Source organism: Aquabacterium soli, from assembly GCF_003933735.1.
In the GTDB taxonomy this organism is placed as follows: domain Bacteria; phylum Pseudomonadota; class Gammaproteobacteria; order Burkholderiales; family Burkholderiaceae_C; genus Aquabacterium; species Aquabacterium soli.
On record NZ_RSED01000007.1, the window covers coordinates 121,708 to 141,311 of the forward strand.

Annotated in this window: 16 protein-coding genes; 12 read left to right on the forward strand and 4 right to left on the reverse strand. The window is 64.2% G+C overall.

Annotated features, from left to right (window positions below):
* Positions 1 to 10: 10 nt before the first annotated feature.
* Positions 11 to 478, forward strand: a complete 468-nt coding sequence (locus tag EIP75_RS10585; protein ID WP_125243238.1) for a winged helix-turn-helix transcriptional regulator — start codon at positions 11 to 13, stop codon at positions 476 to 478.
* A gap of 62 nt (positions 479 to 540) precedes the next feature.
* Here the strand turns inward: EIP75_RS10585 and secA are convergent, their stop codons facing one another.
* Positions 541 to 3,288, reverse strand: coding sequence for a preprotein translocase subunit SecA (gene secA, locus EIP75_RS10590; RefSeq protein WP_125243239.1), 2,748 nt, complete (start codon positions 3,286 to 3,288; stop codon positions 541 to 543).
* A 165-nt stretch (positions 3,289 to 3,453) separates the two neighbouring features.
* Between secA and EIP75_RS10595 the strand changes: the two genes are divergently transcribed.
* Together EIP75_RS10595 and EIP75_RS10600 are read left to right on the forward strand one after the other, a co-directional pair.
* Positions 3,454 to 3,870: a hypothetical protein gene (locus tag EIP75_RS10595; protein WP_125243240.1), complete on the forward strand. Its 417-nt coding sequence runs from the start codon at positions 3,454 to 3,456 to the stop codon at positions 3,868 to 3,870.
* 113 nt (positions 3,871 to 3,983) lie between these two features.
* On the forward strand, positions 3,984 to 5,990 hold the full coding sequence (locus EIP75_RS10600) for a TonB-dependent receptor (RefSeq protein WP_125243241.1): 2,007 nt from the start codon (positions 3,984 to 3,986) through the stop codon (positions 5,988 to 5,990).
* A 36-nt stretch (positions 5,991 to 6,026) separates the two neighbouring features.
* On the opposite strand, the gene EIP75_RS10605 is transcribed toward EIP75_RS10600, so the two are convergent.
* Positions 6,027 to 7,013: a M23 family metallopeptidase gene (locus EIP75_RS10605; RefSeq protein WP_125243242.1), complete on the reverse strand. Its 987-nt coding sequence runs from the start codon at positions 7,011 to 7,013 to the stop codon at positions 6,027 to 6,029.
* Between the two features lie 76 nt (positions 7,014 to 7,089).
* On the opposite strand from EIP75_RS10605, the gene EIP75_RS10610 reads away from it, so the two are divergent.
* Complete coding sequence (locus EIP75_RS10610) at positions 7,090 to 7,365, forward strand: DciA family protein (RefSeq protein WP_233584799.1); 276 nt, start codon at positions 7,090 to 7,092, stop codon at positions 7,363 to 7,365.
* A 12-nt stretch (positions 7,366 to 7,377) separates the two neighbouring features.
* Here EIP75_RS10610 and EIP75_RS10615 read toward each other — a convergent pair whose 3' ends face one another.
* The gene (locus tag EIP75_RS10615) at positions 7,378 to 8,559 is read right to left on the reverse strand and encodes an NAD(P)/FAD-dependent oxidoreductase (RefSeq protein ID WP_125243244.1); all 1,182 of its coding nucleotides are present in this window, start codon (positions 8,557 to 8,559) and stop codon (positions 7,378 to 7,380) included.
* A gap of 15 nt (positions 8,560 to 8,574) precedes the next feature.
* Complete coding sequence (locus tag EIP75_RS10620) at positions 8,575 to 8,739, reverse strand: rubredoxin (RefSeq protein WP_125243245.1); 165 nt, start codon at positions 8,737 to 8,739, stop codon at positions 8,575 to 8,577.
* Positions 8,740 to 8,991: 252 nt separating this feature from the next.
* On the opposite strand from EIP75_RS10620, the gene EIP75_RS10625 reads away from it, so the two are divergent.
* The 8 genes from EIP75_RS10625 (at position 8,992) to EIP75_RS10660 (ending at position 19,604) form a co-directional block, all read left to right on the forward strand.
* Positions 8,992 to 10,740: a diguanylate cyclase gene (locus tag EIP75_RS10625; protein ID WP_158622809.1), complete on the forward strand. Its 1,749-nt coding sequence runs from the start codon at positions 8,992 to 8,994 to the stop codon at positions 10,738 to 10,740.
* Positions 10,741 to 10,795: 55 nt separating this feature from the next.
* On the forward strand, positions 10,796 to 13,360 hold the full coding sequence (locus tag EIP75_RS10630) for a polysaccharide biosynthesis/export family protein (RefSeq protein WP_233584800.1): 2,565 nt from the start codon (positions 10,796 to 10,798) through the stop codon (positions 13,358 to 13,360).
* A gap of 34 nt (positions 13,361 to 13,394) precedes the next feature.
* On the forward strand, positions 13,395 to 14,519 hold the full coding sequence (locus EIP75_RS10635; protein ID WP_158622810.1) for a Wzz/FepE/Etk N-terminal domain-containing protein: 1,125 nt from the start codon (positions 13,395 to 13,397) through the stop codon (positions 14,517 to 14,519).
* Between the two features lie 29 nt (positions 14,520 to 14,548).
* Positions 14,549 to 15,946 (forward strand): hypothetical protein, encoded by a 1,398-nt coding sequence (locus tag EIP75_RS10640; protein ID WP_125243248.1) that lies wholly within the window; start codon positions 14,549 to 14,551, stop codon positions 15,944 to 15,946.
* Entirely contained in the window at positions 15,927 to 16,511 is a 585-nt protein-coding gene (locus tag EIP75_RS10645; RefSeq protein WP_125243249.1) for an acyltransferase, read from the forward strand. Before EIP75_RS10640 ends, EIP75_RS10645 begins: the two co-directional genes overlap by 20 nt.
* Positions 16,501 to 17,610 (forward strand): hypothetical protein, encoded by a 1,110-nt coding sequence (locus tag EIP75_RS10650; RefSeq protein WP_125243250.1) that lies wholly within the window; start codon positions 16,501 to 16,503, stop codon positions 17,608 to 17,610. Before EIP75_RS10645 ends, EIP75_RS10650 begins: the two co-directional genes overlap by 11 nt.
* A 145-nt stretch (positions 17,611 to 17,755) precedes the next feature.
* Complete coding sequence (locus tag EIP75_RS10655; RefSeq protein WP_158622811.1) at positions 17,756 to 18,715, forward strand: glycosyltransferase; 960 nt, start codon at positions 17,756 to 17,758, stop codon at positions 18,713 to 18,715.
* 49 nt (positions 18,716 to 18,764) lie between these two features.
* Positions 18,765 to 19,604 carry a class I SAM-dependent methyltransferase gene (locus EIP75_RS10660; protein ID WP_125243252.1) on the forward strand — a complete coding sequence of 280 codons (840 nt, stop codon included), beginning with the start codon at positions 18,765 to 18,767 and terminating at the stop codon, positions 19,602 to 19,604.

The following is a 19,604-nucleotide window of genomic DNA, read 5'->3' on the forward strand; positions in this document are numbered from 1 at the left end:
GGAGCCTGTTGTGGCCAAAAGAAAAAGCTTGGCCGATGCGCCCTGCCCGGTGGCGCGTGCGCTCGATGCGGTGGGCGAGCGCTGGTCGCTGCTGATCGTGCGCGATGCCTTCGATGGCGTGAGGCGCTTCAGTGAGTTCCAGGCCAGCATGGGCGTGGCGCGCAACATCCTGGCTGATCGCCTGCGCCTGCTGGTGGAGGCTGGCGTGTTGCGCACCGAGCCTGCGTCCGATGGCAGCGCCTATTCGGAATACGTGCTCACCCCCAGGGGCGAGGCCTTGTTCCCGGTGATCGTCACCTTGCGCCAGTGGGGCGAGGCCGAGCTCTACCGCCCTGGCGAGGCGCATTCCAGGTTGGTCGATCGCCGCAGTGGGCGCGCGCTCACGCGCAAGGTGGCCCTGCGCTTCGAGGATGGGCAGCCCTTGCGTGCCCAGGACACCGTGGTCAAGAAATTGCCCGTACCCGCCACGGAACCTTGACGGCCCAAAGCACATCGGGGCCCGAAGGCCCCGATGTCATGGTGCGGCGCAGGTGCCTGTGATCAGGCCAGCTTGCCGTGGCAGTTCTTGAACTTCTGGCCACTGCCGCAAGGGCAGGGGTCGTTGCGGCCCACGCGGGGCAGGTCTGCCGCGGCGGCGGGCTGGCCTTCCTTCTCGGTGGCCACGCTGCCATCCTCGTTCGGGTGGGTGTAGGTGATGTTGGAGAAGGCTTCGCCTTGTTCTTCGATGGCCTGGGCGGCCTGCGCAGCTTCTTCCTGGCTCTGGATGCGAACCGTCAGCAGCAGGCGCGTCACGTCCATCTTCACCGTGGTCAGCAACTGGCCAAACAGCTCGAAGGCTTCGCGCTTGTACTCCTGCTTGGGGTTCTTCTGGGCGTAGCCGCGCAGGTGGATGCCCTGGCGCAGGTAGTCCAGCGCAGCCAGGTGCTCGCGCCAGTGGGTGTCGATGGATTGCAGCAGCACCATGCGTTCGAAAGACGCGAACTGCTCGGCCCCGACGCGGGCGGTCTTGGCAGCGTAGGTGTCTTCGCCGGCCTTGAGCACGCGCTCCAGCACGTCGTTGTCGTCCACGGCGCTGGCCGATCCGACCCATTTGACCAGGTCGACCTCGATCTGCCATTCTTCCTGGAGGTTCTTCTCCAGTCCTGGCAGGTCCCATTGCTCTTCAACGCTCTCGGCGGGCACGTGGGCACGCACCACATCGGTCAGGGCGCCACCGCGCAGGGCGGCGATGGATTCGGCCACGTCCTGCGTTTCGAGCAGTTCGTTGCGCTGCTGGTAGATCACCTTGCGCTGGTCGTTGGACACGTCGTCGTATTCGAGCAGCTGCTTGCGCATGTCGAAGTTGTGGCCTTCGACCTTGCGCTGCGCGCTTTCGATGCTGCGGCTGACGATGCCGGCCTCGATGGCTTCGCCTTCGGGCATCTTCAGGCGGTCCATGATGGCGCGCACGCGGTCGCCCGCGAAGATGCGCATCAGCGGATCGTCGAGCGACAGGTAGAAGCGCGAAGAGCCCGGATCGCCCTGGCGGCCGGCACGGCCACGCAGCTGGTTGTCGATGCGGCGCGATTCATGGCGCTCGGTCGCGATGATGCGCAGGCCGCCCAGCTCCTTGACCTTGGCGTTGAGTTCGATCTGCTCGGCCTTCAGCTGGTCGATCTTGAGCTGCTTGGCAGCATGGTCGAGCGATTCGTCCTGCTCGATGGCCTGCACCAGCTTCTCGATGTTGCCGCCCAGCACGATGTCGGTGCCGCGGCCGGCCATGTTGGTGGCGATGGTGATCATGCCGGGGCGCCCGGCCTGGGCCACGATCTCGGCCTCGCGGGCATGCTGCTTGGCGTTGAGCACCTGGTGGGGCAGCTTGTCGCGCTCGAGCAGCTTGGCCACCAGTTCGGAGTTCTCGATGCTGGTGGTACCCACCAGCACGGGCTGTCCGCGGCCGTGGCATTCCTTGATGTCGGCGACGATGGCCTCGTATTTTTCCTTGGCCGTCTTGTAGACCAGGTCGAGCTGGTCCTTGCGCAGCATGATCCGGTTGGGCGGAATCACCAGCGTTTCCAGGCCGTAGATCTCCTGGAATTCATAGGCTTCGGTGTCGGCCGTGCCGGTCATGCCCGACAGCTTGCCGTACATGCGGAAGTAGTTCTGGAAGGTGATGGAGGCCAGGGTCTGGTTCTCGGCCTGGATCTCGACGCCTTCTTTCGCTTCCACGGCCTGATGCAGGCCGTCGGACCAGCGGCGACCCGACATCAGGCGGCCGGTGAACTCGTCGACGATGACGACCTCGCCCTGCTGCACCACGTAATGCTGGTCCTTGTGGAACAGGTGGTGGGCGCGCAATGCGGCGTACAGGTGGTGGATCAGCGTGATGTTGGCCGCGTCGTACAGGCTGGCGCCCTCGGGCAGCAGGCCGGCCTCGGTCATCAGGCGTTCGGCGTTCTCGTGGCCGTCGTCGGTCAGGGTGATCTGGCGGCTCTTTTCATCGGCGGTGAAATCGCCGGGCTCGATCACGCCTTCGCCGGTGCGCGGGTCGGCCTCGCCGATCTGCTTCTTCAGGCTGGGCGCGATGGCGTTGATGGCCAGGTACAGCTCGGTGTGGTCTTCGGCCTGGCCGGAGATGATCAGCGGGGTGCGGGCCTCGTCGATCAGGATCGAGTCCACTTCGTCGACGATGGCGTAGTTCAGGCCACGCTGCACGCGGTCGCGCACCTCGTAGACCATGTTGTCGCGCAGGTAGTCGAAGCCGTATTCGTTGTTGGTGCCGTAGGTGATGTCGGCGGCGTAGGCCGCCTGCTTCTGCTCTCTAGGCATCTGCGGCAGGTTGATGCCGACAGTGAGGCCCAGGAAGGTGTAGAGCTTGCCCATCCACTCCGCGTCGCGGCGTGCCAGGTAGTCGTTGACGGTGACCAGGTGCACGCCCTTGCCGGTCAGGGCATTGAGGTAGACGGGCAGGGTGGCGGTCAGGGTCTTGCCTTCGCCGGTGCGCATTTCGGCGACCTTGCCGTTGTGCAGCGACATGCCGCCCAGCAGCTGCACATCGAAGTGGCGCATCTTGAAGACGCGCTTGGAGCCTTCGCGCACGACAGCGAAGGCTTCGGGCAGCAGGTCGTCGAGCGTTTCGCCCTTGGCGATGCGCTGGCGGAACTCATCGGTCTTGGCGCGCAACTGCTCGTCTGTCAGGGGCTCGAAATTGGGCTCCAGCGCGTTGATCTTGGCTACCGTGCGCCGGTACTCCTTGAGCTGGCGTTCATTGCGGCTACCGAAAATCGTCGTGAGAATCTTGGGCAACATGGAGCGGTCTATCCAATCGGTCAACAGTCGGTCGGCGGCCAAATCAAGCGCACCGGGGTGGTTCCGGGGGCACTTTCCCCAGTCAACCAAAGCCAAAAAGTGTAGCACCTGGGGGTAGCGGCTTCGGTTCACCAGGGGTTCCCCCTAGAATGTGCGCTCCAGCCCATGACCCGCCCAGCCCTCCTGCGATCCCGCCGGTGCACCCCAGGTTCCACCGCCCGACGCTCACCGCCCGCTTTCTGGGCCGTGGCGCTGCTGGTGTGCTCGCTGCTCTGGGCCCAGGCGGTGGGCGTGCTGCACCGCATCGAGCATGCGGGCGGCCCGATGAGCCCGCCTGCCTCCGTGCTGTTCGGAGCGGTGGCGTCTGCATCACCGCATGCGTCGAGCGATGAGGCCTCGTCGTCATCGCTGCACTCCTGCGTGCTGTTCGATGGCCTGTGCATGGCGGACACCCTGCCCACGGCCTTGCTGCCTGCGGCGGTGGCCCGCCAGATGGAAGCCCTGCCTCCAGCGACGGTCTTCGCATCCTGGCATGCGTTGTTCGTCAGCCATTTCCTGTCGCGCGGCCCGCCGGCTGCCTGAGTCTTGCGCCCCTTGGCGTCGCTTGTCCTGTGGACATGGCGCCCGTTGATGCGACCGGTGCGGCCTGACCTGGCTGTCGCCGGTCCGCACGCCCTTGGTTTCAGGAATTTCTCATGCAGCTCCAACACACCCTGTTGGCCGGCGCGGCGCTGTCCGCCCTGGCTTCCTTCTCGTTCGCCCAAACCGCCGCGGCTCCCACCACCACGCAGGCCCTGCCGACCGTGACGGTCACCGCAGCCCCCTTCAACGCCTCTGAAGGCGATCAGATCCTGGCGCCCGCCAAGGTGCTGACCGGCGACGAGCTCAGCAACAAGCTGGGCAATTCGCTGGGCGACACCCTGTCGCAAGAGCTGGGCGTGTCGGCCTCGGCCTTCGGCGCCGGCGCATCCAGGCCCATCATCCGCGGCCTGGAGGGCTCCCGCGTCAAGATCCTGCAGAACGGCATGGGCGCGGCCGATGTGTCCACCCTGTCCAACGACCACGCCGTGGGCGTGGGCGGGCCCACCGCCCAGCAGATCGAGATCCTGCGTGGCCCGGCCGCCCTGCTGTACGGCTCGGGCGCCATCGGCGGCCTGGTCAACGTGATCAATGACCGCATCCCCACCACGCTGGAGCCCCAGCCCACCGGCATGGTCGAACTGCGCCATGGCACGGCCGACAAGAGCGGCACGGCCTCGGTGTCGGTGGATGGATCGGCCGGCAACATCGGCCTGCACCTGGACGGCAGCGTGCAGGACGCCCGCAACTACCGCATCCCCGACGACCGCGTCCGCGACGATCCCAGTTCGGGCTCGGGCCGACTGCCAGGCTCCTATTCGGGCGAGAAGGACATCGGCGTCGGTGCTTCCCTGATCGGCACCTGGGGCCACGTGGGCGCCTCTGTCAGCCAGCTCGACAAGCTGTACGGCATCCCCACGGACGAAGGTGCGTCGATCGACCTGAAGCAAACCCGCTACGACGTGGACGCCCTGGTCAACAACCCCTTCGGCGTGTTCGAGGCCTTCAAGTTCAAGCTGGGCTACACAGACTACAAGCACACCGAGATCAACGGCGAGGGCGAGCCTGAGACCGACTTCAAGAACCGCGCACTCGAATCGCGCTGGGAGCTGCGCCACCGCGAGGTGGCTGGCTGGCGCGGCAGCATCGGCCTGCAGACCGAGCAGAGCAAGTTCTCGGCCCTGAGCGCTGAAGACGGCAGCCCCGGCACCGTGCCCGTCACCAAGTCCACCTCGACGGCAGCCTTCATCGTGGAAGAGCGCGATCTGGGCCCCGTGCGCCTGAACGCGGGTCTGCGCGTGGAGAACGTCAAGCGCCGCCCTGAAGACGGCAGCGCCGACAGGTCGTTCAACCTGACATCGTATTCAGTGGGGGGCCTGTGGCCCTTCACGCCGGGCTATGGCCTCGGGGCCACGTTCTCTGTGGCGCAGCGCGCACCCACCACCGAAGAGCTTTACTCCAATGGCCCGCACGAGGCCACGGAAACCTTCGACATCGGCAATGCCGATTTCAAGAAGGAGACCTCGCACAACGTAGAGCTGAGCCTGCAGAAGACCACGGGCCTGGTGCGCTGGAAGGTCAACGTCTTCCAGAACCAGGTGAAGGACTTCATCTATGGCCAGCTCACCGGCAACACGCTGGATGAGGATGGCGTGGCGGGCGGTGATTTCAACGAGCGCGTGTTCGGTCAAGCCGATGCCACCATCCGCGGCACGGAGGCCGAGGTGAGCTACAACCGCCATGGCGAGGGCCTGTCGCTGCGCGGCTTTGCCGACACCTCGCGCGGCAGCCTGGACGATGGTGGCGGCAGCCTGCCGCTGCAGCCTGCCACCCGCGTGGGCGGGGACATCGGCTTCAAGAGCGGCCCATGGCGCACGGGTGCTTCGGTGATCCACGCCAATGCGCAGGATCGACTGGCCGCGTCCGAGACGCGCACGCCTTCATACACGCAGCTCGATGCCAACCTGTCCTATGTGCAGCGATTCAACGGCAGCGACATCACCTGGTTCCTGCTGGCCAGGAACCTGACCAACGAGGACATCCGGCTGTCGACCTCGGTGCTCAAGGACCAGGTGCCCCTGCCCGGGCGCAACTTCGTGGTGGGGATGCGGACGCGCTTCTGATCCCGGGCCGCTGCCGGCCAACGGCCGAGCCCGGCCTCAGCGCGCTGGCGTTGGGGCCTGGGCCACGTTCTGTGGCGCCTGCCCCTTGCCGGCCAGGAACTTGGCCGGATCCTGCTGCACGCCTTCCACCAGCACCTCGAAGTGCAGGTGCGGGCCGGTGGAGCGGCCCGTGGTGCCCACTTCGGCGATCTTCTGGCCGCGGCGGATCAGGTCACCCTGCTTGACCAGCATCTTGGAGGTGTGGGCATAGCGGGTGATCAGGCCATTGCCGTGGTCCAGCTCGACCAGTTGCCCATACTGCGGGTGGAGCCCGGCAGAGGCGACCACGCCACCTGCGGCAGCCAGGATGGCGGTGCCTGTGTCGGATGGGAAATCCAGCCCGGTGTGCAGCGTTGGCCGGCCGGTGAAAGGGTCCGAGCGGAAGCCGAAGCCCGAGCCCACCGGCACGTTGGCCACCGGCGCGCTGCTGGGGATCATCAGCGCTTCGAGGCGTTTTTCGAACAGGCGCGATTCGATCAGCGTGAAGACGTCGGCGTTGCGGTCGCTGAGGTTCTGAACCCGCTCCATCAACTGGTTCATGTCGTCGAAGCTGCCGATACGGGTGGGCTCGCGCAGGGCGGGCAGGGCGCCGCCGCGGCCACTGCCGGCGGCGCCGGGCGGGGTGGGTTCGACCTTCTTGAGTTCTTCGGGCTTCATGCCGGCCATGCCGGCCACGCGCTCGCCCACGGCCTCCAGGCGCATCAGGCGGGCCTGCAGATCACCCACCTTCATGGCCATGGCATCGAGGTTTTCGCGCACGAAATGGTCGCGCTGGGCCTGCTCGTGCCGCTCGACGAAGCGCACGGCATCAGAGATGATGGGCCATTGCTCTTGCGCCGCCTTGAGCACGACGGCGTGGTACAGCGCCACAGACAGGCCCATCAGCGGTACGATCAGGGCCACTGCCGACAACACCAGCGAGAGCGAGGTGAACTGGTACACCCGGGTGGGTGACGAGGGGCCGGCGGTGATCAGTATCTGCATGCTTTCCTAACCTTTCGCGATGAGATCGCCCAGACGCCTTGACCTTTTCCGACCTTCCGTTGCCGATGTGCCGGGGGTGAAAACTGCGCTGGACGGCTCCGAACCACTGGCCAGCCTGATGCAGCGCCTGCGCGCATCACAGAAGTGCCTGGAAGCGGTTCGATCGGTGCTGCCCGCCGGGCTGGCCCTGCATGTGCAAGCCGGCCCGCTGGACGACGAGGGCTGGACCTTGTTGGTCGCCAATGCGGCCGTGTCCTCCAAGTTGCGGCAACTTCAGCCGCGCCTGATGGAGGCCCTGCTCCAAAAGGGGCTCAAGGTTAACGCAATCAGGCTCAGGGTACAAACCCCCTGAGTCAGATACGCATCAGGACAGCAGCGAGGGCACCTGGCCGGCCAGGGCCTGGCGTTGGCTCACGGCCTTGCCCTGCAGCACGAAACCCAGCAGTTGATCCGGGTTGGCGCTGGACACGAAACGGGCCTCGATGGCCTCGTCGCTGCTCACCACCTTCCATTGGCCTTCGGCGCGGGCCGAAGGAGGGCACACCACGGTGGGCCAGGCCGGTGTCTTGACCACCACGGGCATGGCCGGGTAGCTCACCGGGGTGGGTTTGCCTGCCAGCGTGGCCGCCAGGGCGCGGGCCTGCTGCATCAGCGGCATCACATAGGGCAGGCAGTGGCCATCGACCTCGGCGCAATCACCCAGGGCGTACACATGGGCGCGGTTGGTGGCCAGTTGGCGGTCGACCATGATGCCCTGGCCGGTGAGGATGCCGGCCTCTGCCGCCAGGTGGGTACGGGGGCGCAGGCCCACGGCCGACAGGACCACGTCGGCCTCGACCGTGCTGCCATCGCTGAGCGTCAGCACCAGGCCATTGGCCCCGCGGTTCACGGCCGATACGCCTGTGCCGAAGCGGAATGTGGCGCCACCGGCTTCCAGCTTGGCCTGCAGGCGGGCGCTGGCCTCGGGAGGCAGCAGGCGCGGCAGGGCACGCTCGGCCAGGTCGAACACCGTGGGCTGGATCTCGCGGGCCAGCAGGTCGTTGGCGAACTCGCAGCCGATCAGGCCGGCGCCCAGGATGGCCACGCGCTTGGCGGGCTGGCCGCCGGCGGCGGTGTCCAGCGCCTCGGCGAAGCGCGCGAAATCGTCCAGGTCGTTGACCGACAGCACCGTGTCGGCCGCATCGCCCTGCAGGGGCAGGCGCAGCGGGTCGGCGCCCAGGGCCAACACCAGGTCACGGTAGGGCAGCACCTCACCGTCGCTCAGCGTGAGTGTCTGGGCCTGGGTGTCGATGGACTGCACGCCGGTGTTGGACACGATGCGGGCGTTGATCTCGGCGGCCATCTTGGCCGCGTCCTTCATCACCAGCGTGGCGGGCGTCTTCTTGCTGGCCAGCGCGTTGGAGAGCATGGGCTTGGAGTAGAAGCCCGCCGCATCGCGGCTGATCACCACCAGGGGCACCTCGGCGTCGAGTTTGCGCAGTTCACGCGCCACGTTATAGCCCGCCAGGCCGGATCCCACCACCACCACTGCATTGCCAGAAGACATCGTGCTCAGCCTCGTTCAGATCTCGATCATTTCAAAGTCGCTCTTGCCGACGCCGCAGTCGGGGCACTCCCAGGTGTCGGGCACATCGGCCCACAGGGTGCCGGGGGCGATGCCGTCTTCGGGGCGGCCCTGGGCCTCGTCATACACAAATCCGCAAACAACGCACTGAAAAGTCTTCATGGGGGAACTCGTCGAAAGAGGGGACAGATTTTGCGGCATCTTGAGGGTGTGGCGAGCTTTTACGACGCCAGCAGGGGTGACTGGGCGTCAACCGCGCCAAAACCGTGGCGTTTTGCGAGGGTGGCGCTTAAAGGTTTTCACTGATTGAAAGGTCGTGACATGGTGCTCACAGGCTGGCCCGTGGGCGGATGCAATCGTCATTAAGATGGCGGGTTCACCTTTTCGCGTTCAACTTTGCGTCAACTGCCCATCGTGTCCCTCAGGCGCCTGCCGGTGCTGGCGCTGCTGCTGTGGTGGCTGAGCCTGCTGCCCGGGGCTGTTCTGGCGCAAACAGGCATCCCCGAGGCCACGGTGCGCCTGACCGCCGGCGAGCGTGAAGTGGCGCTGTGGCCCGCCTGGCGCCAGCTCTCTGATCCCGCCCACAGCCTGACCATCGATCAGGCGCTGGCACGGCGAGGCGTCTTCACCGTGCCGCAGGTGCCCTATGCCAACCTGGGCGTGCGCCCCGACACGGTGTGGCTGCGCACCCAGATCAGCACGGCGGCCGATGCGCCGGCCGGTTGGTGGTTCACCATCGACTTCTTCCCGCTGGACGAGGTGGAGGTGTTTCTGGTTCAGCAGGGGCGGGTGGTGCAGCGCGCCTACCTGAGCCAGTTGCTCGCCTTCAAGGACAAGGCCGCGCCCACCCACCACCACGCGGCGAGGCTGGCGCTGCAGCCGGGGCAGTCTTACGAACTGGTGCTGCGGGTGCGCAAGTACGCGCCGCTGGCCATGCTGATGCCCGCGTCGCTGCTGCAGACGGATGCCCTGCTGGCCAAGGAGGCCTCCTTCCAGTTCTGGCAGAGCCTGATGTTCGGTTTGGGCCTGTGCCTCACGGTATACGCCCTGGTGGCGGCAGCGCTGAACCGTGAGCGCCTTTACCTGTGGTTTGCGCTGTTCGCGGCCAGCCACACCCTGTCGTGGTTCTCGTACTTCGGCCTGGCATCGCAGCATTTCTGGCCGGGCCACGGCGGGCTCAACTCCAACGTGTCGCTGCTGTTCGCGCTGATGCTGCCCCTGAGCGGCTTCCTGTTCGTGGACCGTGCGCTTGATCTGCCCCACGGCCACCCGCGCCTGAGCAAGGGGCTGCGCATCATCAGCGGGTTGCTCGCGATACTGGCCTTGATGTTCATCGCCGGGCTGGTCGGTGAAAGCGTGGTCGGCCCGGTGATCGGGCTGGTCGGCACCTGGCCTTTCCTGCTGATCCTGCCGCTGGCCCTGCGCCGAGGGCTGCGGCGTGACCGCCTGGCCCTGTGGGTGCTGATCGGCTGGGTGCCCCACGCTGTGGCCCTGGCCATCGGCGCCGGGCTGCACCAGGGCCACGTGCCGTGGAGCGAGTGGGACAACATCGTGCCGCAACTGGGCGCAGCCATCGACCTGCTGGCCTGGGCCATGGTGGGCAGCCTGCGTACCAAGGACATGCGGCGGGACGCCGCCCTGCACCGCGAAGAGCGTGATCGCCTGCTGGTGGCCGTGCAGACCGATGCCCTCACAGGGCTGGCCAACCGCCGTGGGCTGGAGCATGGGCTTCGCGGCATGCTGGCCAAGGCGGGGCAGGGCCAGATGTTGGCGCTCTACGTGATCGACCTGGACGGCTTCAAGCCCATCAACGATGTGCATGGGCATGACGCTGGCGACGAGGCTCTGGTGATGGTGGCGCAGCGCCTGAAGCAGGCCGTGCGTGCTGGTGATCTGGTCTGCCGCATCGGAGGTGACGAATTCGTCATCGTGGCGGCAGGGCTGGCCGATGAGCAACAGGCCAGGCTGGTGGCCGACAAGCTGCTGGCCTGCAGCGCCAAACCCTTCGTGCTCAGCCAAGCCAGTTGCCACCTCGGCATGACGATCGGCTACGCGGTGGCCCCGCTGGACGCCACAGATCCGGACAGCCTGCTCAAGCAGGCCGATGCGGCCATGTACCGTGGCAAGCAGGCCGGCAAACAACAGGCACGACGGGCCGAGTAATCCCCCCGGGGCGCCCTACAATCTGCCCAGCATTCACACATGGAAGACTGGGCTCATGACGCATCCGCGCCGCTCGCAGGCCTTTCGCCAGACCCTGGCACTGGCTTTGTCGCTGACACTGGCCTTGCCACCTGGCGCTTTTGCGCAAAGCCTGCGCAGCCTGCAAGGTGGGGGGGCCAACCAGGGTTATGGTCAGCAGGACGATGCTTTCGAGCAAGGTGGCCTGGGCCTGTCCAGCCAGGGCTATGGCAGCGGCATCGGCCGCATGGATTCCGGCCTGTCGTCCGTGCCCACCATCCGCCAGGGGCTGCCTGGATCGGGTGATGAGCGCTGGAACAGCGCCACGCAGCGCGCCAACGGCCAGCAGCCGGGCGCCTACGCCGCGCCTGCCAAGCCGCTGCCGCCCAATGATTTCCAGAAGTTCGTGCTGGAAAGCACCGGTCAGGCCTTGCCTTTGTTCGGTGCCGGCTTCTTCGATGCTGCGCCCGACAACTTCAACCCCCAGGCCAGTGCGCCGGTGTCGGGCGATTACCGACTGGGCCCGGGAGATGAGCTGCAGATCCGCGGCTGGGGCTCCGTCGACATCGACGTGCGCGCCGTGGTCGACCGCAATGGCCAGATCCACATCCCCCGCGTGGGCGCCGTGCCGCTGGCCGGTGTGCGCTCGGTAGAGGCTGAGTCCACCATCCGCAATGCCGTGGGCCGCTACTACAAGGATTTCCAGCTCAGCGTGACCATGGGCCAGTTGCGCGGCATCACCGTGTACGTGGTGGGCCAGGCCCGCAAGCCAGGCGCCTACAACCTGAGCGGCGCCTCTACCCTGGTGTCGGCCCTGTTTGCCAGCGGCGGGCCCAGCGCCAACGGCAGCATGCGCAACGTGCAGGTCAAGCGCGGCGGCCGCACCGTGACCGAGCTGGATCTGTACGACTTTCTGGCCAAGGGCGACAAATCAGCCGATGTGCGCCTGCAGGATGGCGACACCATCACCATCCCGCCAGCCAGGGGCTACATCGCGCTGACCGGCAAGGTGGCCACCCCCGCTGTGTACGAGCTGGGCGGCGACAAGGACACCCTTGGCAGCACGCTGGCGCTGGCCGGGGGGCTGCCCGTGGTGGCCGATCCCAAGCGCGCCTACCTGGAGCGTGTGGATCCGAGCAAGAAGCCGGCGCGATCGGTGGAAAGCTTCGCCCTGGATGCGGCTGGCCTGAACCGCCCGCTGCGCAACGGCGATCTGCTGACCGTGCTGAGCCTGAGCCCGGAGTTCGGCAATGCCGTGACCTTGCGCGGCAATGTGGACCAGCCCGTGCGTGCACCCTGGCGCGAGGGCATGAAGATCCGCGATCTGATCCCCAGCAAGAGCTACCTGATGTCGCGTGCTTCGGTGCAGCGGCAGAACAGCGTGTTGCTGACCACCGAAGAGAAGCAACGTGTTGAGGACGGGTATCAGTTGACCCGTCGGGCGCAGGATGCAAGTTCGCCGCGCGCATTCCCGGGTGATGCATCTGGTGCGTACGGCAACGGCGCACCGGGCCAGCCGCTTGATCGCCCAGGGCCGCGACTTCGTGGAGAAGGCGGTGTGCGCGAAGTGCGGGACAACGCCGACACCCTGGCCGAGCGCATCGGCAACCTGGTCGATGAGATCAACCTGGAATACGCCGTGGTCGAGCGGGTGGACAGCCAGAACGTGACGGTGCAACTGGTGCCCTTCAACCTGGGCCGTGCGCTGGAAGACGCCAACAGCCCCGACAACCTGGCCCTGCAGCCGGGCGACATCGTCACCGTGTTCTCCGTGACCGATGTGCGCGTGCCGCAGGCCAAGCGGCAGGTGTTCGTGCGCATCGAGGGCGAAGTGCGCCGCCCGGGCATCTACCAGATGAACCCGGGTGATGGCCTGTCCAACCTGCTGGAGAAAGCCGGCGGCCTGACGCCGGATGCCTACCTGTTCGGATCGGCCTTCTACCGTGAAGAGGTGCGCCAGACGCAGCAGAAGAACCTGGAGCAACTGGTGCGGCGCCTGGAGGCGCAGACGCAAACGCAACTGAGTTCGTCGGCGGCCAGCGTGTCGGCGGTCAGCGGTGATGCGTCTGGTACGGCGCGGTTGCGGCTGGAGGCGGAGGCCCGGGCGCAGCAGCAGGCGTTGGAGCGGTTGAGGAACATCAACCCGACGGGTCGCATCATGCTGGGGCTGCAGGCGGACAACGCCACGGTTGACGCCTTGCCGGATGTGCGCCTGGCCAACCAGGACAGGCTGGTGATCCCTTCGCGGCCTGACTTTGTTTATGTGCTCGGCTCGGTCAATACCGAGGCCTCGATGCTGTGGCGCCGTGGTGGTACGGTGCAGGACTACCTGAGCCAGGCTGGGCTGACCAGTGGGGCGGACAAGGATGAGCTGTTCATCATCCGGGCCGATGGCAGTGTGGCTTCGGGCAACAACAGCAGCAGCTGGTTCAATCGAAGCATCACTGGGGCTGCAGTGCAACCAGGGGACCTGATCGTGCTGCCCGAGAAAACCGATCACGAGAGTGCATGGAGCGTGTTCACGCGCAATGCCAAGGACATCACGCAGATCATCTACCAGTTCAGTCTGGGGGCTGCGGCGATCAAGACGTTGAGGGAGTGACACCCTGCGTATTACCACCACCATGGATGCGGATATGAACCAAGCCTCAAAGGGCGCCGGCGACGACAACCAGCTGGACGACCCTCTGGGTCAGTTGCTCAGCAGGCTTCGCGACGAGAGCAAGACCTTTGTCATTGTGGTGGCCGCGGGGCTGCTCCTCAGCATTGCCGTGGTATTGCTAGTGCCTAGGTATTACGTGGCCAGCACTCTGCTGCTGGTATCTCAGCCATCCTCCAACGGCTCCTCAGGGGCGGCTGCTCAGCTGGGCGCCTTGGTCGGGCTGCCAGGACTGGGCACCACCAAGTCCCCTGAAGAAATGTATGCGGCGCTGTTGCGCAGCCGCACCATCCAGGACGCCATCATCGGAAAATTCTCCCTGCAGGGGGCCTATCAGGCCACCACGCTGGCCGAAACCCGCTCCAAGCTGGAATCACGCACACAGATCACCGCTGACAAGAAAACGAGCCTGATCGTGGTGTCGGTCGATGATCAAAGTGCGGAACAGGCCGCTCGGATGGCCAATGCCTTTGTGATCGAACTGCAGAAGATGCTGTCCAAGATTGCCATCACCGAAGCACAGGAACGGCGCATGTTCTACGAGGCTCAGTTGTCCAAGGCCGCCTTGGACCTCAAAGCTGCGGAGCTCACGTTCCGGCAGTTGCAGGCCGAACGTGGCATGGTCGTCAGCGAGTTGCTTGCGGAAGAGCAATCGCGCACTTCCGCGGAGTTGCGGGCCCGCATCACGGAGAAGGAAGTGCAGCGTGATGCCCTGGGGCATTTCGCCACGGCTCGCAACCCGGATGTCCAACGCCTTGACACAGAGATCGAGGCTTTGAAACAGGCTTTGCGCAAAGGGGAAGAGGGGCGTGGGCAAGGCAAGGTGTCCGGCAGCGGCATGGACGCAGTACAGGCTTATCGCGACATGCGGGTGCGTGCTACCGCGCTTGAACAACTGGTACGCCAGGCAGAATTGGCCAAGCTTGATGAGGCCCGTGAAGGCCCCCGGTTGCAGCAGATCGATGTGGCTACGCCACCCGAGAAGCCTACTAAACCACGCAGGCTGTTCTTGGCGGTCGTGGGTGGCATTGCGTCGGTCGCACTGGGAGCGGTGGCTGCCCTTGCGCGCTCTCGCTGGCGTGTGCGCTCCGTCTCACCCTGAGCCGTCGCTCGGCCTCGTCTTACATCATCGTGCTTGAACGCTTTGGCTTTGTGCTTCTGGATGTAGCGCTGAAGCTGTTTTTCTTCGTGTTCACTTACCAATCCAGCATGTTGCTCAGCAGGCCTGATTTCGACCTGCTGTCCTACTTCCGGACGACCTTGACAATGTGCGTAGGGGGGCTCACTTCGACTGTTGGCATCTACTACCTGGTCTATTCGAGAAGGATAGCAAGTGAGCGCCCTCATGCCTGGGTTTACCGCTTCACGCCGGCGATGTTCTTCATTTTGATCTTCCTGATGCTGCTGGCTTTGCTGATCCCGGGGGCGAGACTGTTCCAGATCGACGGGATACTTCGCGGTATGGGCGCGGGACTGTTCTTCCTGGCAATCCTGGTGTCTTCGTTGGCCCAGGTCATGTTGGTCTATCGCAAGGCACTGGGGCGCCTGGGCCGGGGGCGCGTGGTGTGTGCGTTGTGCGGCCTGCTCGTATCCGTGGTAATAGGCGTCGAGCTGTTGAGGGGCTTCGGATTGCGGGGGGCCGCCGCTTACATCTGCCTGGGCTATGGGGTGCTGCTCCTGACCATGTGGCACGTGGGCTCGAAACAGGCGGACGATCGGCGCCCTCCCCTTCGATGGCGACGAGAGGCTGTGTTGGCATGGATCACTGTGCGCCGCTTTCTTCTCCCCAACTTTGTCGAAACGCTGTTCTCCATCATGGCGCCTTGGCTCGCGGTCTACTTCATGGTCTCCAATGCGGGCATGGGTGGCGTTGGTCCTCTGCTGTTCTATCAAGCGTTGGTCGGATTGCCAGTCTTCATGGTTTATTCATTGACCTTGAATGGGCATGCTCGTTTTGACGTGAAGGATCAGGGCATGATCCGCACGCTCCGTCTTGGCCGCGTGGGTTTCGTCGTGTTCTACGGCGCCATTGCGCTAGTCGGCGGTGCGTTAAGCGACGAACTGAGGGCGCTACTCAAGCTGGATAGCGTGTCCGTTGTCTCCGCGTTCTGCCTTTTTGTGGCGACCATCCTGCAGGCGGAACTCGTCATGAAGGGCATGGTATTCAAGAAGGCAGGGGAATCACGGCGCACCCTTCGGCACAATGGCGTTTACTCGCTGGCGCTGTGCCTGTTGTCGTGGGGGTTGACTCGCCTTCTGGGGCACGAGGGATACGGCTTGGCCTGTCTTTTGGCCTGGCTGCTGGCCTACCTGTATGTGAACTGGGATTTCAGGCGCACTTTTCACATGGCCGCGCAGGCTCTGTGGCTGGACGTGGTTTTAATCGCCATTGGTTTTGCCTGTCTGCTCAATCATCATCGCGTGCCAACGGCCCTACAGGTCAGCGTGGTGTTGGCGGTGGGCTTTGTGCTGTATACACGCCTCCATCGTTCAATGGTCAGGGGGGCGCATGAGCCAACGGATCCATAGGCTGATCGAAATGGCGCTGGCCTTGTCTTTCAACCGAAGACTGACCCTGTTCAAGGGCGCGAGGCTGTTCGGCCGCGTTCGCAAGTCCGCTGAATCCAGGGTGACGCTCGGGCCGCATGCCCGGGTCGATGGGCTCGATGTGCATGGGCGCGGTACGCTTCGGCTTGGCGCTCGTGTGGAGGTGAAGAACCTGTCGATTGACTTCGGCCTGTCGGATGGCATGGTCGACATCGCAGACGACGTGTACATGGCCGATGGCGCCAAGCTCATTGTCTTCGGCAGGCTGTCGATCGGCCCTGGCTCCATCTTCGGACCGGACGTGGTCGTGGTCGATACGGTGCATCGGCACGGCGTGGGCGTGCTCTTGCGTACATCCGGTGTAGACGTGCGTGACGTCAGCATTGGCAGTAACTGCTGGATCGGTGCCCGCGTGTCGATCATGCCGGGCGTGCGCGTGCACGACGACGTGGTTGTAGGCGCGGGCAGCGTGGTTACGCGCGATTGCTCGCGCCATCATGTCTATGCAGGTGTACCCGCGAAGATGATCAAACCCTATGAATCCTAGTCCGATTCTTGTGCATGATCTGGCGTCCCTGGCCGCGCTGCATGGGCGGGTGGAAAGCTGCGATGAACTCATCGTCGATGCACGCGCGCTCAAGCAGTACGGCGTCTTGCGGCATGCCTTCAAGTATGCCCAGTGGGCCTTGAAGGATGGAGGGCGGCTTTTGGTCACCGACGAGCCTGCGCGCAGCCTGCTGTTCACAGCGCAGCGTGTGGACTTTTGGCAGGTACGCCATGAATTTTTCAAGTCCGTCGGGCAGACTTTTCTCACCGAGGCTGTGGACGATGCACGAGGCGAGATCAGGGCGGTCAAACAGGTGAGTACGACCTTGCCCGACGGGCTGAGCTTTGGCGTCGTGTTTGGTGGGGGCGTGCATGACGCGGCGCTGTTGCTGGAGGCCGTCCAATCCATGGCCACGGCGTCGCGGGGCCATGAATCGCGTGTAGAGATACTGGTCTGCGGGCCGCTTGATGAGGAAGGGTTGGACCGACTGCGTCGGTATGCCCCGGGAATCGACATAGCAGTCATTGACGGCGATCTGCCTGCGCAGGCCACGCGCATACCCTTGCCCGAAAAGAAGAACCGCCTGTTCCAGGCGGCCCGTTACCAGGCCGTCTCCATCAGCCATACGCGCATAGCCGTCGGCACCGACTTTGTCTCCAGGGTGCTTTCGCAGCATTTCGATGTGCTGGCTCCACGGGTGGAGGTCGAGTGGCAGGGGCGTCGTGTGCGCTACCTCGACTACATTCTTATCGGCTCGTATGACGTCGCGCGGCGCAACCGAGCCAAGGCACTGGGGGGCTTCTCGGCGGGCGAGAATCACTTGGCGATGATGAAGCGCCGCGTGGCATATGTCGATGGTGGCATCATGCTGTTCGACAAGCGCCTGGTGCGGGGTCTTCCGTTTAACAGCGATCTGGCATGGAGCGAGGCCGAGGATCTGGATGCTTGCGGTACGCTCTACCAACAAGGTGCCCTGATCGACCACGATGCTTCCCTACTGTGCGAATCCAGAGTGTTGAAGTTCTCGCCAGTGGCGGGCCCTGTATTCAAGCTGACCTGGCCTTTGAAGAAGCGCCTGATCCAGCTTGGGTGGTATTGAGTTCCGGCAAGCACAAAAACGAGGGGCATGTGAGCCTGTCATGTGATCTGCTAGCGTTTGCTGCACTTGTGTGATGAAAAATCGAATCTTGGTGGTGGGATTCAACTTCTCATACCACGATGAATATTCGGGCTATGGGCGTCTCATGAAATTCGTCCAGGGATGCCGTGTGTTCGATTACACGTCGATCTTTTCGGATGGCAACTACTCCTTCGCGGGAGCAGTGGTCAGGCGATTGCTGATCGAATTGATGACGGTCCTGAAGGGGTTGAGAGTGGATGTAGTGCACTACATCTATCCGGAAGGAACAGTGTTCATCTCACCGTTGGTGCTCAAGCACATCTTCGGAAAGAAGGTCGTGATGACCTTCCACCTATCGCCCAAGTGGTACAGCACCTACCCCGCGCGAGAGAGCCTGTTGAAGAAATGTGCCAGGCGCTTCTTCCAGGGCTTGGCCTACCGTTGCGTGAAGACGTGCGATCACGCCATTTCGCTGACCACGGATGCGGCTGCTGTCTATGCGAAGGCCTATGGGCTGCGGGGCGTGTCGGTGGTGCCTCACGGAATTGTCGTGGGGCCGCAGCCTCCGCCCAAGTTAGTGGTGGACAAGCAGGTCTGCATCGTGGGACGCAACTACCGCGACATTGATTTCATCAACGCCGTGCTTGGGAACGAGCGCGCGCATGGCTACACCTTTCATTTGGTCGGCGTCGATTTTGACCGGATCTATGCTCCAGCCGGGGTAGCGGTGCATGTCCACAGGGAACGTCTGAGCCATGCGCAATATGCCGAGGTGCTCGACCGGTGCCTGGTGATGCTGCTGCCGCTCACGTTCGCCACCGCCAACAATGCCATCCTCGAGGCTTACCTGCACAAGGTGTTCGTGTTGACGACCCGCGCCGGCATGAACGAGGACTACCTGTCCGACACCTTGTACGAGGTGCAGGATCCACAGGCTTTCTTCGACAGGGCCGACAAGCTGTTTGCAGGCGCGGCTGGTGTTGAGATCCAGGAGGCACTGATGCAGGCCCGGAAGTCGGCCACTGACCGGTTTGGCTGGCCAGGCGTGGTCCGGCAACTTTATGTCATTTATGATCGTCTGTGATGTACCACGACCTAGATCGTGGTGGCTTCATTCCTGATCGGGAGCAAGAATGCAGTTTCGTCCGTGGTGGGTGACGATGACAGCCAAGCTGGCTGTTTCCAGGTTGCCGGTGGGTTACAGAACATGGGCCAGGTTTGGGGTTTTCCGCCACGGGGGCATGGACGATGGTTCCTATGCCATCAGCGTCTTCAATGCCCACGTACGTGCTGCGGGCCTGGTGCAGTTGCAAGGGGCGCGCATCCTGGAGATGGGGCCCGGAGATGGCGTGGCGACGGCGCTCATCGCCGCATCGCACCGTGCCAGCGCAGTGCTGGTGGATGTCGGTGATTTCGTGGCTCATGACCTGGCGCCTTACAAGAAACTTAACCGGCAACTGAGCAGCCATGTTGACCTGGAGGGCTGTACCGACTTGGCAGACCTGATGTCGCGCTGCCATGGCAGTCAGTACCTGACGCATGGGTTGGCATCTCTGAAAACCATCCCTACTGCTTCCATCGATTTCCTGTTCTCCAACGCCGTGCTCGAGCACGTGGACAAGGACGAGTTCGCCGATCATGTGGTGGAACTCAAGCGGATCCTCAAGCCCGGAGCTTTGATGTCCCACGAGATCGATTTCCGTGATCATCTCGGCGGCGGTAAGAACAACATGCGCTTTTCGTCTGCAACCTGGAACTCCAGGCTGTTCAGGTCTGCGGGGTTCTACACCAACCGCATCGCCTGCAGCGACATGGTTGGAATGTTTCTGCGCGAAGGCATGCGTATCGTGCAGCAGGAAGCCAGCCCTCATGTCGTCGCACCGCCACCCAGGCGCGCGTTGGCACCCGAGTTTCGCGCGATATCCGAGGCGGACCTCAACACTGCGATCCTCAAGATCGTTCTGTCGACTTGA